This window comes from Rhodococcus sp. OAS809 (assembly GCF_040546695.1).
GTDB classification, from domain to species: Bacteria; Actinomycetota; Actinomycetes; order Mycobacteriales; family Mycobacteriaceae; genus Rhodococcus_F; species Rhodococcus_F qingshengii.
Genome location: NZ_JBEPOI010000002.1, coordinates 1,490,050 through 1,504,952, shown reverse-complemented (window position 1 = coordinate 1,504,952; position 14,903 = coordinate 1,490,050). Strand labels below are relative to the sequence as shown.

Below are 14,903 nucleotides of genomic sequence, written 5' to 3'. Positions count from 1 at the left end.
GTTCACTCTTGCCTGAGCTTCCCGAAGTCGAAGTCGTTCGCCGCGGCCTACAGTCTCATGCTGTAGGTGCGGCGATCGAGGCCGTCGAGGTACTCCATCCCCGCGCGATCAGGCGCCACATTCTCGGTTCCGAGGACTTGATCGGCCAACTCACCGGGCAGACCATCGCTTCGGCAGAGCGTCGCGGCAAGTACCTGTGGCTGGTTCTCGAGCCTGCCGGTGTCGGACTGGTGGTTCATCTCGGGATGAGCGGACAGATGCTGGTCCAACCCCCGACAGTCGACTGGGAAAAGCACCTACGCATTCGGTTGGCCCTCGATTCCGGGGCCGATCTTCGATTCGTCGATCAGCGGACCTTCGGTGGCTGGTCGATTTCACCCCTCGTCGAGGTCGATGGAACGATGCTGCCCGAGTCGGTGGCGCACATCGCCCGCGATCCCATGGATGCGGCGTTCGATCTCGAATCCGTCGTGAAAGTCCTGCGGGGCAAGCACACCGAGATCAAGCGCGCGATTCTCGACCAGACGGTGGTCTCCGGAATCGGAAACATCTACGCCGACGAATCATTGTGGCGCGCCAAGATTCACGGCAACCGAATCGCCGAAACGCTTACCAGGCCCAAACTTCGAGAACTGTTGACCGCGGCACACTCGGTGATGGGTGAAGCGCTCGATCAGGGCGGTACGTCCTTCGACGCGCTGTACGTGAACGTCAACGGGGAATCGGGCTACTTCGACCGGTCGCTGTCGGCGTACGGGCAGGAAAACCTCCCGTGCCCGCGATGCGGCGCGCCGATCAAGCGTGAGAAGTTCATGAATCGATCGTCGTTCAGTTGCCCGCGGTGCCAGCCGACCCCGAGGGCACGGCGAATCGCCTAGGTCTCCCGCCCCTTCGGTTCGGCGGAGTGGCAAGATTGCGTCATGGCTGAACAGACTCCCGACACCACTGCAACCGCCCCGGCTCACACGGAGCTTTGGGTCGAACGAACCGGAACCCGCCTCTACACCGGCAAGAGTTCGCGCGGCGCAGAGGTTCTCATCGGCTCCGAATCGGTGCCAGGAGTCTTCACGCCCGGCGAACTCCTCAAAATTGCACTGGCCGCATGCACCGGGATGAGCTCCGACTTCCCGATCTCGCGCCGGCTCGGTGACAACTACGACGCGACGGTCCGAGTGTCCGGAGCCGCCGATCGTGAAAACGAGGTCTACCCGCAGCTCGACGAGGTCCTCGAGCTCGATCTCAGCGAGTTGGATGCCGAGGCACAGCAGCGCCTCATCACTCTCGTCGAGCGTTCCGTGGACAAGGTATGCACGGTCGGGCGCACGCTCAAGGCCGGAACCAAGGTCACTCTGTCGTTCGACACGGAAGCCTGATGTTCCGCGCCGGCAGCGTTGTCGCTGCGATCGCACTGGGTTCCGTTGTGGCGCTGAGTGCTCCAGCGCAGGCCTCGGTCCCGGCCGACGGCTCGGCCGGTAGTTGCGGCACATGGACGTCGAGCGTCGTGACGACTGGTGCCGGAATGCTCGAGAACCTCGAATTCGACGGCAACGGATCGATGGTGTTGTCGCAGTCGGCTCTGATCGGGCCGGGTGCACTGCTGAAAGTGGCGCCGGACGGAACACGGACAACTTTGGTCGGTGACGTCACCGGACCTGGCGGTCTGGTCGCGCGTGAGGGATCCGTGTACTTCACCACGGGCAACTCGACTGTCTCGGGACTGTTCGGAATCGCCGACGGCAGCCTCCGCAAGGTCGACGTCGCAGACGGGTCGGTGACAACGATCGCCGACGGTCTGGTGATGCCGAACGGGCTTGTGCAGCTGGACGATAACCGTTTCCTCACTGCCCGCACACTCACCAGGCCGGGGCTCACGGTCGTCAACAGTGACGGAAGCAGTTCGATCGTTCGTGAAGACCTCGGCACCGTCGACGGCCTCGCACGCTCCGGTTCGACGATCTACGTGAGCACGACCTTCGACATGGTCACCGCCGTCCACATCCTCGACGCAAACGATCTGGGCGGGCCGGTGCGAACGATCACGCTCCCCGGGTTCGGTCCGGCAAACATGGCGGACGATCTGACCGTCGGACCGGACGGCGCGTTGTACGTCGCATTCAATGCAGGCGGCAAAGTTGTTCGCGTCGATCCGGATTCGGGATCTTCGTGTGAGATCGCCTCGGGTCTGCCGTTCACATCTGCGGTCAAGTTCGGCGCCGGACCGGGCTGGGATCCCAACGCGCTCTACACCACCGGATTCCTGGGTGACGTTCACCGTCTCGAACGTGTGGCGGGCTGAGCGTCATGGCTGAAGCAGCGCCTGTGCGGTTGACGGCGTGGGTTCACGGATACGTTCAAGGCGTCGGGTTCCGGTGGTGGACCAGGGCCCGCGCTCTCGAACTCGGATTGATCGGATATGCGTCCAATCAGCGTGACGGTCGAGTGCTCGTCGTGGCGGAAGGCCAACGCACGCAGCTCGAGCGATTGGTGGAGCTGCTGCGCTCCGGCACTACCCCGGGCACGGTGGATCTCGTGGTCGACAGCTGGGACACCGCCAGGGGCGACCTGACAGGGTTCGTCGAACGCTGACCGGTTTGGCGGTAAAGTTTCCCCCCATGCACCTCAAGAGTCTGACACTCAAGGGATTCAAATCCTTTGCGTCGGCAACGACTCTTCGGTTCGAGCCGGGAATTACCTGTGTGGTCGGCCCGAACGGCTCGGGTAAATCCAACGTCGTCGATGCGTTGACCTGGGTGATGGGCGAGCAGGGCGCCAAGGCCCTGCGCGGCGGCAAGATGGAAGATGTCATCTTTGCCGGCACCTCCGGCCGCGCGCCGCTGGGCCGCGCCGAGGTGACCTTGACCATCGACAACGCCGACGGGGCGCTCCCGATCGAGTACTCCGAGGTGTCGATCACGCGCCGCATGTTCCGCGACGGCGCGGGGGAGTACGAGATCAACGGCTCGTCCTGCCGTCTGATGGACGTCCAGGAACTGCTCAGCGACTCCGGCATCGGCCGCGAAATGCATGTCATCGTCGGGCAGGGACGGCTCGCCGCGATCCTCGAATCCCGTCCCGAAGATCGACGCGCCTTCATCGAAGAAGCCGCGGGAGTCCTCAAACATCGCCGCCGCAAGGAAAAAGCGGTGCGCAAACTCGATTCCATGCAGGCCAATCTCGCTCGCCTCAGTGACCTCACCGCGGAACTGCGTCGGCAACTCAAACCGCTGGGACGCCAAGCCGAGGTTGCTCGGCGAGCACAGACGGTCCAGGCTGACCTGCGTGATGCAAAGATGCGTCTGGCCGCTGACGATCTGGTGACCCGTCGAAACCAGTTGAACGACCAGGCACAGGACGAGAAAGCGGCCCGTGAACAGTACAACCAGGTGGCGGCTGCGCTCGACGAGGCCAACCTCGAACTCGGGCGCCAGGAGCAAGCTCTCGCTCGTCTGACTCCGGGATCGGAAGCCGCTGCGCAGAGTTGGTTCCAGCTTTCCGCGCTTGCCGAACGCGTGAACGCCACTGTGCGCATCGCCCGCGAGCGTGCGCGTCATCTCGACTCCGAACCCGTCGGCAACCGCGGCCAGGACCCGGACGAGATGGAGGCGCGCGCCGAACGTCTTGCTGCCGAGGAGGCCGAACTCCTCGAAGGCGTCGAAATCGCGCGAGCGGCCTCGGAAGCTGCTCGGGATCAGCTCGCAGCCACCGAAGATGCTGCAGCAGAAGCGGAACGGGCGCACATGGCGGAAGTTCGTGCCGTCGCCGACCGCCGTGAAGGTCTTGCTCGACTCTCCGGTCAGGTCGACACTCTGCGTACCCGCGTCGAATCCGTCGACGCGGAAGTGTCTCGGCTGACCGAGGCGATCGACGAGGCTCGTCTGCGTGGCGATGCCGCACAGGCCGAGTTCGACACGGTGCAAGAAAGCATCGGGGACCTCGACGCCGGTGAAGTCGGCCTCGATACCAATCACGAACGCGCCATCGAGGCTCTCGAGATGATCGACGCGCGCGTCGAAGAGCTTCGTGAGGAAGAAAAAACGAGCGGGCAACGCATCGCTTCGCTCCGGGCGCGCATCGAGGCACTGTCGATGGGTTTGCAGCGCAAGGACGGTGGCGGCTGGCTGCTCGAACACCGCGGCGACGACGGCATCACCTCGCTGGTCGGATTGATTCACGTCGAACCCGGCTACGAGGCCGCGATCGCTGCCGCGATGGGGCCGGCGGCGGACGCCGTCGTGGCGCAGTCGCTGGACTCTGCTCGTTCCGCTGTCACAGCACTGGCCGATCAGGACGGTGGACGTGCATCACTGATCGTGAGCGGTGAACCGGCGATCAAGCGCGAGGCCGAGATCGCGCCGGGTAGTCGTCCGGCCGTCGACGTCATCGACTGCCCTGACGAGTTGCGTGCCGGATTGACCGCCATCCTCGATGGCGTCGTCCTGGTCGAGACTCTCGATGACGCGATTCGAGTTGTTGCTGACCACAAGGGAATTCGCGCAGTGACGCGTTCCGGCGATCTGCACGGTTCGGGGTGGATGATCGGTGGCTCGGATCGGCAACCGAGCACGCTCGAGGTGCAGGCGGCGATCGACGCGTCAGCAGCGGAACTGGCGGCAACGGAGAGCCGATCCGAGGAACTCGACGCGGCGCTGTCCGGCGCTCTGGCCGAACAGGCCGCTCGACGCGAGACCGCGGAGCAAACTTTGGCCGCGCTCAACGAGTCGGACGCTGCCATGTCCGCCATCTACGAGCAGTTGGGCAGATTGGGGCAGGCAGCGCGAGTCGCCCACGCGGAATCCGAGCGGTTGACCGCCCAGCGAGTGCGTGCCGAGGAGGGCCGCGGTGAGTCGCTGACAAAGCTCGCGGATCTGGAGGAACGTCTGCGCGTCGCCGAAACCGACGGCAGTGCACCGGGACACGGTGCGGAATCGACCGCTGCCGATCGCGAAATGGCCGCAGCAGCGCTCGCCGAAGTGCGCATCGTCGAAATGGATGCTCGCCTTGCCGTGCGCACCGCCGAAGAGCGTGCGGAATCCGTACGCGGAAAGGCTGATTCGCTTCGCCGCGCCGCGGCCGCCGAACGAGAAGCGCGGATCCGCGCCGAACGGGCTCTGCGCGCCAGGGCGCACGCTGCGGAGGTCGCAGCTGCCGTGGCCGAATCGGGACAGCGTGTGGCGGCCGAACTCGAGACCGTCGTCGCCGCGGCTCTTGCTCACCGTGACGAGTTGGCTCGGGCCCGCACCGAGTGCACGGCCAAGCTGGATCAGGTCCGCGAGACAGTCCGAGCACTGACCGGACAACTCGCTTCGCTCACCGACGCCGTCCACCGCGACGAGGTAGCGAAGGCACAGGCAGCGCTGCGCATCGAACAACTCGAGGAGTCGATCCTCGATCAGTACGGTATCGGCCTCGACGATCTGATCGCCGAGTACGGGCCCGAGGTCGAACTGCCGCCGACCGCTCTCGAAATCGAGGAGTACGAGCAGGCCAAGGAGCGTGGGGAGCAGGTCACCGCCCCCGCTCCGCTTCCGTACGACCGCGCGACTCAGGAACGGCGCGCCAAGCGGGCCGAGAAGGACCTCGCCACCCTCGGCAAGGTCAATCCGCTGGCGCTCGAGGAATTCGCAGCTCTCGAGGAGCGGTACACCTTCCTCTCCACTCAGCTCGAGGACGTCAAGACCGCACGCAAGGACCTTCTTGCTGTGGTCGCAGACGTCGACGCACGAATTCTGCAGGTGTTCACCGAGGCCTATGCCGACGTCGAGCGTGAGTTCGTGGGAGTGTTCGAGAAATTGTTTCCCGGGGGAGAAGGGCGGCTGGTCCTCACCGATCCCTCGGACATGCTCACCACCGGCATCGAAGTCGAGGCGCGTCCGCCCGGTAAGAAGGTCAAACGGTTGTCGTTGCTGTCGGGCGGCGAGAAGTCGTTGACCGCGGTGGCCATGCTGGTCGCGATCTTCCGGGCACGCCCGTCCCCGTTCTACGTGATGGACGAAGTCGAGGCGGCGTTGGACGACACCAACCTGCGGCGGCTGATCGGACTCTTCGAACAATTGCGGGAGAAGTCGCAGTTGATCGTGATCACTCACCAGAAACCGACGATGGAAATCGCCGATGCGTTGTACGGCGTCAGCATGCGCGGCGACGGCATCACCACCGTGATTTCGCAGCGACTTCGCGGTCAAGACATGGCCTCGACGTAAGCCCTGCTCACTTTCCGGGTCGGAGCCTGAAACAATGGGCCGGTGACTACCCAGGCTTGGATCATCATCGCGGCTGTAGCGGCCGTACTACTCGTCGTTCTCGTTGCCGGATTCCTGCGCTACCGCAAGGGGCAGGTATCGCTGAAGGCGCCCGAGACGAAGCCGGAGCTCGGCGCCTCCGAGAAGGACAAGTCAGGCGGCTACAAGGCCGGTGGCGGGTTCAACTTCAGTCAGGGGTCGACGGCAACGGCGCCACCTCCGGTGGTTCCGACGCCGCCGGTCGCCGAGAAGCCGCCCGTCGTCGAAGAACCTGTCGTCGAAAAACCGATCGTCGAAGAACCGGTTATCGAGGAACCAACTGTCGCGGAACCGGTTGTCGAAGAACCTGTTGCGGAGAAGCCGGCCGCCGTCGAGGAGCCGGTTGTCGAAGAGCCGGTAGTAGAAGAGGCGCCGGTAGCAGAACCGGTTGTCGAAGAACCTGTCGTTCCCGAGCCCGTCGTCGTTCCCGCGCCAGTCGAGCCTGCACCGCGCGTGCTGGACGAGATCGACCCGACCGAGGGTCGGCTGGACCGACTGCGCGGGCGCCTTTCCCGCTCGCAGTCAGCAGTCGGCAAGAGCTTGCTGGGTCTGCTCGGTGGCGGCGATCTGGACGAGGACTCGTGGGAAGAAGTCGAGGACACCCTCCTCATCGCAGACCTCGGCTCCGCGACCACGGAAAAGGTCGTCACGAAGCTTCGTGAGCAGATGGCGGCCCGCAGCGTCCGGACCGAGGCTGCCGCCCGCGCCCTTCTGCGCGAGGTGTTGATCGCCGAACTGCGTCCCGAACTGGACCGCTCCATCCGCGCATTGCCGCATGATGATCACCCGGCTGTTCTGCTCGTCGTCGGCGTCAACGGGACCGGCAAGACAACGACCACCGGCAAGTTGGCTCGCGTGCTCGTCGCCGACGGTCGTCGCGTCGTGCTCGGTGCCGCGGACACGTTCCGCGCGGCCGCCGCCGATCAGCTCCAGACGTGGGCCGAGCGTGTCGGCGCTGAAGTTGTTCGTGGCAAGGAGGGGGGCGATCCCGCTGCGATTGCCTTCGACGCGGTCTCACGGGGCATCGCGGACGGCGTCGACGTGGTCCTCATCGACACCGCCGGCCGCCTGCACACCAAGACCGGCCTGATGGACGAGCTCGGCAAGGTCAAGCGGGTTATCGAGAAGAAGGCCTCGGTCGACGACGTTCTGCTGGTTCTCGATGCGACGGTCGGCCAGAACGGATTGGCGCAGGCTCGAGTGTTCGCGGAGGTCGTGGACATCACCGGCGTCGTACTGACCAAGCTGGACGGAACCGCCAAGGGCGGAATCGTCTTCCAGGTTCAGCATGAACTGGGTGTGCCGGTGAAGTTGGTCGGTCTCGGTGAAGGTGCCGACGACCTGGCGCCCTTCGAGCCGGGTGCGTTCGTCGACGCCCTCCTGGGCTGACGCCCCCGTGCGCCTTTTTGGTAGCGCGAACTACCGAAAAGGCGCACAGGGTTGGTAGAACCCCCTGGCGAAACCTGTTTGCAACAAATTTGGGCAATTGGTTCACGTCTGCGAAACGCGACAGCGCCATGGACGAAACACCAGCCCAGCACTCTTCTCCTTAACGACGTGCTGCCCGGCACGTGCGACTAGGAGGTAGTAAGTGAGTACCGACGATTTGTTGGCGAACTCCGGTAACGCCGCATGGATGCTGATGGCTGCATCTCTGGTCTTGCTGATGACACCCGGCCTCGCTTTCTTCTACGGCGGGATGTCTCGGTCCAAGTCCGTCCTGAACATGATGATGATGTCCTTCGGGGCCATGGCCGTCATCGGCGTCATCTACGTTCTGTGGGGATGGTCGATGTCCTACGGCACCGAGAACATCGGGGGCATTTTTGCCAACCCGTTCGAGTTCTTCGGCCTCAAGAACAGCATCACCGATGCTGACGGCAACTTCATCGCCGGCGCCTGGGGCTACCCCAACGTCATCGACATCGCGTTCCAGGTGACATTCGCGATCATCACCACCGCACTCATCAGTGGTGCCCTGGCCGAGCGGGTCAAGTTCGGCACCTGGCTCCTGTTCTCGGGTATCTGGGTCACCGTCGTCTACTTCCCGCTCGCACACATGGTGTGGGGTGGCGGACTCCTCTCGGGTTCCGAGGACGGCATCGCGGCAAAGCTCTTCGGCACCACGGTCAACGACGACGGAGTCACCGTCGCCAACGTCGCTCCGATCGACTTCGCCGGTGGCACAGTCGTTCACATCAACGCGGGTATGGCCGGTCTGGTCCTCGCACTCATCGTCGGCAAGCGTCTCGGCTTCGGCAAGACCGCCTTCCGTCCGCACAACCTGCCCTTCGTGATGCTCGGCGCCGCACTCCTCTGGTTCGGTTGGTTCGGCTTCAACGCCGGCTCGGCATTCGCCGCCGACGGTAACGCCGGTCTCGCCTGGGTCAACACGACCACCGCGACGTGTGCCGCAGTCCTGGCCTGGCTCGCTACCGAGCGTATTCGTGACGGCCACGCCACCAGCCTCGGCGCAGCTTCCGGTGCGGTCGCCGGTCTGGTCGCCATCACCCCTGCTGCCGGTGCGCTCAACCCGGTCGGTTCCATCTTCCTCGGCGCAGTAGCCGGCATCCTGTCCGCTCTCGCAGTCGGCCTGAAGTTCCGCTTCGGCTTCGACGACTCGCTCGACGTCGTCGGTGTTCACCTTGTCTCCGGCCTGTGGGGCACGATCGGTATCGGATTCTTCGGCACCGCAACCGGCCTCTTCTACGGCGGCGACTACAAGCAACTGGTGGTTCAGATCGTGATCGCACTCGCAGCACTCGTCTTCACCGGCGTTCTGACGACGATCATCGGCTTCGCACTCAAGCCCCTGGGCTGGCGAATCTCGGCCGAGGACGAGGCACGCGGCATCGATGAGACCGAACACGCAGAGACCGCATACGACCTCGCGTGATCAGCACGTGATTAAAGTGAATTCAGGCACTTCAGAGTTTGGAAAGGGATGAGCACATGAAGCTGATCACAGCAATCGTCAAGCCGTTCACGCTCGAGGACGTCAAGACCGGACTCGAGCAGGCCGGAGTGCTGGGTATGACAGTCAGCGAAGTTCAGGGCTACGGCCGACAGAAGGGCCACACCGAGGTGTACCGAGGCGCGGAGTATTCCGTGGACTTCGTACCCAAGGTCCGGGTCGAGGTCGTCGTCGACGACGCGGCCGTGGACAAGGTGGTCGAGGTGATCGTCGAGGCCGCTCGAACCGGCAAGATCGGTGACGGCAAGGTGTGGGTCTCGCCAGTCGAGTCGGTCATCCGGGTTCGCACCGGGGAACGCGGTGGCGATGCACTCTGACCCGAAAGGGTCCGAGAACTTCGGCCCTGGTTCCGTCGCGAAAGCGACGGGGCCAGGGCCGGTCTCGTCAGGGGGATCCGACGAAGCTGCGGACCTGGCCCGCGCACGCAAGGCCCTACTCACCGGAGGCGTCAAGAACAGGAGGCTCGACGCCCCCGCGCTGCGACATGCACTGGTCGATCTGCACGAATTCTGGTTGACCACCAAGGGGACCGAACTGGGCATCAAACCGGATTGTGGGTTTGCCATCGTCGCCGTGGGTGGTCTCGGCCGACGCGAACTGCTGCCGTATTCCGATCTCGATCTGATTCTGCTGCACGACGACATGGACCCGGCGGTCGTGGCCCAGGTTGCGGACAGCCTGTGGTACCCGCTGTGGGACGCGCACATCAAACTCGACCACAGCGTGCGGACGCTTCCGCAGGCGCTTCAGGTTGCGGCCACCGACATGACGGCAGCACTCGGAATGCTCGAAGCACGCCACATTGCGGGCGACGTGGAGCTGAGCAACTTGTTGATCAGTGGTGTGCGACGACAGTGGCGCATGGACATCCGCAGCCGATTCGACGAATTGATCACCCAGACCCGTACGAGGTGGGAGCGCAGCGGCGAGATCGCCCATCGCGCCGAACCGGATCTCAAGAGCGGTCGTGGCGGGCTGCGCGACGTGCAACTGCTCAACGCCCTGTCCATCGCGCAATTGACCGACGGGATGCCGGGGCTGGGACCCAACTCGCCCGGCGGCGGTCTGGCACTTGCGCACAGGCGGTTGCTCGACGTGCGCACCGAACTTCACCGCGTTGCCGGTCGCGCCCGCGACCAACTGCGAGCACAGGACGCCGACGAGATCGGTGCGGCGCTACGGATCGGTGATCGCTTCGATCTGGCGCGACTTCTCAGCGAATCGGCGCGCACCATCAGCTATTCGGTCGACGTCGGTATCCGTACCGCCGGAAACTCCTTGCCCCGGCGTGGTTTGTCGCGGCTGCGTCGCGCGCCGGTGCGGCGGCCACTGGACGAGGGCGTCGTCGAGCATGCCGGCGAAGTAGTTCTGGCGCGCGATGCGAGACCGAAGAAGGATCCCGGTCTGGTGATGCGGGTCGCGGCAGCGGCGGCCACCAACGGCATGCCGATCTCCGCGTCGACGCTCAATCGCCTGGCGGACAATGCCCCGGAACTGCGTGAGCCGTGGCCGAAAAATGCAGTCAACGATCTCTTGGTCGTGCTGGGTTCGGGATCGCGTGCGGTTCCGGTGATCGAGGCGATGGACCGGACCGGGCTCTGGGGTCGACTCCTGCCGGAGTGGGGGACCATTCGCGATCTTCCGCCGCGCGACGCCGTCCATACGTGGACGGTGGATCGCCACCTGGTTGAAACCGCCGCGTATGCAAGCGGATTCACCACTCGCGTCGCCCGGCCGGATCTGCTCATGCTCGGTGCGTTGATCCACGACATCGGGAAGGGGCGAGGGGGAGACCATAGCGTCGTCGGTGCCGAATTGGCCACCGCGATCGGAAATCGCTTGGGACTCTGGCCTTCCGACGTCGCGACGTTGACGGCGATGGTGCGCTACCACTTGCTGTTGCCGGAAACCGCCACCCGTCGCGACCTCGACGATCCGGCAACGGTGCAGCGAGTGGTCGACGCACTCGAGGGAGACGGGACCCTTCTCGATCTCCTGCATTCGTTGGCGGAAGCGGATTCGCTGGCCACCGGGCCTGGTGTCTGGGGCGACTGGAAGTCGTCGTTGATCGGCGAGCTGGTGCGTCGTTGTCGTTTGCTGATGGCAGGGGAGGAGCTCCCGCAACCCGATCCACTCGCTCCCGAGCAATTGGCCATCGCCGAGGAGGGCGGGGTTCACGTCTCGCTCGTTCCGGCCGAGAATGCGCACACCTACGTCGTGACCGTCATCGCGCCCGACGCTCCCGGGCTGCTGTCTCGGGCTGCCGGAGTTCTGGCGCTGCAGTCGTTGCGGGTGCATTCCGCATCGCTGGGGTCGCATGCAGGTTCGGCGGTCAACTCGTTTGTCGTGACGCCGAGGTTCGGCACACCCCCGCAGGCGGTGTTGCTCCGGCAGGAATTGATCCGGGCTTCGGCCGGTGAACTGAATTTGCTCGAACTTCTCGACGCGAAGGACGAGGAGGCACGGGCAGAGCAGTGGGACGACCCGATCCAGACCAACAAGGATTCCGCGGTTCCGGTGCTGTATGCGCAGGCGCCGCCGCGGGTCATCTGGTTCGACGCGCCCGGTGACGGTCAGGCGATCCTCGAATTGCGTACCGAGGACCGCGTCGGCCTGCTCTGCCGACTGGCCGCAGCACTCGAACACAGTGGAGCCGACATCCGGTGGGCGAAGGTCGCCACCTTGGGTTCCTCGGTGGTCGACGCGTTCTGCCTCGACTTCGGTGAGGCCGATACCCGCGCGGCGCGAGAGCGCGTCGAGGAGGCGGTGCTGGCGGTGGTTCCGGTGCCACAACCCAAGAAGAAAGAGGATTGACGGACCGGTTTCGGCAGTTACGCCCGCATCGGCTGGGATCGGTGCGGGCGTAGCGGCTAGGCTGGTGCCCGAGAATATCCACGGCTAACTCGCACGACCTTCAGGAGCGCACTCGGTGTTCGAATCCCTTTCCGACAGATTGACCGGATCTCTCAAGGATCTGCGTGGCAAGGGTCGTCTGTCCGGCGCCGACATCGACGCTACGGCCCGCGAGATCCGCCTTGCCCTGCTCGAGGCCGACGTAGCGCTTCCCGTAGTGCGTAGCTTCATCGCCAAGATCAAGGAACGTGCCAAGGGCGCCGAGGTCTCGGGTGCACTGAACCCGGCTCAGCAGGTCGTCAAGATCGTCAACGAAGAACTGGTCGAGGTTCTCGGCGGCGAAACTCGTCGACTGCAGTTCGCCAAGACTCCGCCGACGGTCATCATGTTGGCCGGTCTGCAGGGTTCCGGTAAGACCACGCTGGCCGGAAAGTTGGCCAAGTGGCTCAAGGATCAGGGGCACACGCCCCTCCTCGTCGCCTGTGACCTTCAGCGTCCCGGCGCCGTCACTCAGCTTCAGATCGTCGGTGAGCGTGCAGGCGCCGCAGTCTTCGCGCCGCATCCCGGTACCTCCATCGGCGGCGGCGAGAACGCACTGGGCGTGTCCGCAGCCGACCCCGTCGAGGTCGCCCGCGCCGGCGTCGAAGAAGCACGCAACAAGCATTACGACGTCGTGATCGTCGACACCGCCGGTCGCCTCGGTATCGACTCGGAGCTGATGGCGCAGGCCGCCGGTATCCGTGACGCCGTCAACCCGGACGAGACCATCTTCGTCCTCGACGCCATGATCGGTCAGGACGCGGTCAGCACGGCCGACGCTTTCCGTGAGGGAGTCGGCATCACCGGTGTCGTCCTCACCAAGCTCGACGGCGACGCCCGCGGTGGCGCCGCGCTGAGCGTCCGCGAGGTCACCGGCCAGCCGATCCTCTTCGCCTCCACCGGCGAGAAGCTCGAAGACTTCGACGTCTTCCATCCCGATCGCATGGCCAGCCGGATCCTCGGCATGGGCGATGTCCTGAGCCTCATCGAGCAGGCCGAGCAGGTTTTCGACGCCGATCAGGCCGAAGCGACCGCAGCGAAGATCGGTTCCGGTCAGCTCACCCTCGAAGACTTCCTCGATCAGATGATGGCCGTCCGCAAGATGGGCCCGATCGGCAACCTCCTCGGTATGTTGCCGGGTGCCGGCGGCATGAAGGACGCGCTGGCCAACGTCGACGAGAAGCAACTCGATCGCATTCAGGCCATCATCCGCGGTATGACGCCGGCCGAGCGCGACGATCCGAAGATCATCAACGCCTCACGCAGACTGCGCATCGCGAACGGTTCGGGCGTCAAGGTTTCCGACGTCAACCAGTTGGTGGACCGTTTCTTCGAAGCCCGCAAGATGATGGCTGCCATGGCCGGCCGTATGGGTATGCCCGGCGCGCGTAAGCAGGTTCGCAGCAAGAAGGGCAAGAAGGGCAAGAAGGGCGGCAAGGGCCCGACGCAGCCCAAGATGCGCGGAGGATTCCCCGGCATGGGCGGATTCCCGGGTATGCCCGGCGGAATGCCGGCCGGTATGCCCGACCTGTCGAACATGCCCAAGGGTCTCGATCAGTTGCCGCCCGGACTGGAAGGCATCGATCTCTCCCAGCTCAAGCTGCCCAAGAAGTAGTCGGTGGCTGCGCTTCATCTGCGGGGTATCGGTCTGCCCGATGCCGAGCCGATCGAATTGTGGATCGTCGACGGGCTGATTTCCTTCGAGCCGGTGTCGGGTGCGGAGACGATCGTCGAATCGGGTTGGATCACACCGGGTCTCGTGGATGCGCACTGTCACGTCGGTATCCGCTACGGCGGTGGCGGCGGCGAAACCGTCGACGGCTTGCTGGGGCAGGCGAAGACCGAACGTGACGCGGGCGTGCTGTTGCTTCGTGACGCCGGATCGCCGGTCGACACCAGGTTCATCGACGAGCGCCTCGATCTGCCGCGGATCATTCGCGCAGGTCAGCACATCGCAGCACCGAAGCGGTACATCCCGGGCCTGCCGGTCGACCTGGACGACGAATCTCAGTTGCCGGCCGAGGTGGTGCGGCAGGCACGCGCCGGTGACGGTTGGGTCAAGCTCGTCGGGGACTGGATCGATCGTTCCATCGGCGACCTCGCCCCGTTGTGGAGCGACGAGATTCTGGTCGAGGCCATCGCTGCCGCCCATGCCGAAGGCGCAAGGGTCACCGCTCACGTCTTTGCCGAGGATGCTCTGCCCGGCCTGATCAACGCCGGCATCGACTGCATCGAGCACGGCACCGGATTGACGGACGCGACCATCGAGTTGATGGTCGCTCACGGCACGGCCTTGGTTCCGACGCTGATCAACATCGCAACTTTCCCCGAGATCGCGGACTCCGCCACGCGGTATCCGATCTACGCGGCGCACATGCGGGATCTGCACGCTCGTCGACATCGGACGATCGGTGCCGCTCACGAGGCCGGGATTCCGATCTATGCCGGAACGGATGCCGGCGGATCGATCAGGCACGGGCGGATCGCCGACGAGATCGCCGAACTCGAAGTTGCCGGTTTGACGGCGCATCAGGCGCTGGGCGCAGCCTGCTGGGACGCGCGGAGTTGGCTGGGTGCGCAGGGGATCGAAGAAGGAGCGCCCGCCGACCTGGTGGTTTATTCCGAAGATCCGCGCGGAAACCCCGATGTGCTCGCGAAGCCGATGCGTGTGATCCTCCGCGGAACCCACGTGAGTGGTTAGGGAGTCCACGCACTCTCGAAGCGCGCACAGGGTGGTTTCCGAACGAGCCCACCCATCT

General features: G+C 64.8%; 11 protein-coding genes. All 11 read left to right on the top strand.

The window, feature by feature from the left end; translation table 11 throughout:
• Positions 1-8 precede the first annotated feature (8 nt).
• The 11 genes from mutM (at position 9) to ABIE52_RS09860 (ending at position 14,845) form a co-directional block, all read left to right on the top strand.
• The gene (gene mutM / locus ABIE52_RS09910; protein WP_003942752.1) at positions 9-878 is read left to right on the top strand and encodes a bifunctional DNA-formamidopyrimidine glycosylase/DNA-(apurinic or apyrimidinic site) lyase; all 870 of its coding nucleotides are present in this window, start codon (positions 9-11) and stop codon (positions 876-878) included.
• Between the two features lie 42 nt (positions 879-920).
• Positions 921-1,373 carry an OsmC family protein gene (locus ABIE52_RS09905; protein ID WP_003942740.1) on the top strand — a complete coding sequence of 151 codons (453 nt, stop codon included), beginning with the start codon at positions 921-923 and terminating at the stop codon, positions 1,371-1,373.
• Positions 1,373-2,296 carry an SMP-30/gluconolactonase/LRE family protein gene (locus ABIE52_RS09900; RefSeq protein ID WP_064444395.1) on the top strand — a complete coding sequence of 308 codons (924 nt, stop codon included), beginning with the start codon at positions 1,373-1,375 and terminating at the stop codon, positions 2,294-2,296. The genes ABIE52_RS09905 and ABIE52_RS09900 overlap by 1 nt, the downstream gene beginning before the upstream one ends.
• Positions 2,297-2,301: 5 nt before the next feature.
• On the top strand, positions 2,302-2,586 hold the full coding sequence (locus tag ABIE52_RS09895; RefSeq protein WP_007729313.1) for an acylphosphatase: 285 nt from the start codon (positions 2,302-2,304) through the stop codon (positions 2,584-2,586).
• Between the two features lie 26 nt (positions 2,587-2,612).
• Complete coding sequence (gene smc, locus ABIE52_RS09890) at positions 2,613-6,200, top strand: chromosome segregation protein SMC (RefSeq protein ID WP_192712518.1); 3,588 nt, start codon at positions 2,613-2,615, stop codon at positions 6,198-6,200.
• 42 nt (positions 6,201-6,242) lie between these two features.
• Positions 6,243-7,667, top strand: coding sequence for a signal recognition particle-docking protein FtsY (gene ftsY / locus ABIE52_RS09885; protein ID WP_192712517.1), 1,425 nt, complete (start codon positions 6,243-6,245; stop codon positions 7,665-7,667).
• A gap of 247 nt (positions 7,668-7,914) precedes the next feature.
• Positions 7,915-9,174, top strand: coding sequence for an ammonium transporter (locus ABIE52_RS09880; RefSeq protein WP_042450902.1), 1,260 nt, complete (start codon positions 7,915-7,917; stop codon positions 9,172-9,174).
• A 56-nt stretch (positions 9,175-9,230) separates the two neighbouring features.
• Positions 9,231-9,569, top strand: a complete 339-nt coding sequence (locus ABIE52_RS09875) for a P-II family nitrogen regulator (protein WP_003942772.1) — start codon at positions 9,231-9,233, stop codon at positions 9,567-9,569.
• Entirely contained in the window at positions 9,559-12,066 is a 2,508-nt protein-coding gene (locus ABIE52_RS09870; protein WP_003942689.1) for a [protein-PII] uridylyltransferase, read from the top strand. Before ABIE52_RS09875 ends, ABIE52_RS09870 begins: the two co-directional genes overlap by 11 nt.
• A gap of 115 nt (positions 12,067-12,181) precedes the next feature.
• Positions 12,182-13,759 carry a signal recognition particle protein gene (ffh, locus tag ABIE52_RS09865; RefSeq protein WP_003942713.1) on the top strand — a complete coding sequence of 526 codons (1,578 nt, stop codon included), beginning with the start codon at positions 12,182-12,184 and terminating at the stop codon, positions 13,757-13,759.
• A gap of 3 nt (positions 13,760-13,762) precedes the next feature.
• Positions 13,763-14,845: an amidohydrolase family protein gene (locus ABIE52_RS09860; protein WP_161121262.1), complete on the top strand. Its 1,083-nt coding sequence runs from the start codon at positions 13,763-13,765 to the stop codon at positions 14,843-14,845.
• Positions 14,846-14,903 lie beyond the last annotated feature (58 nt).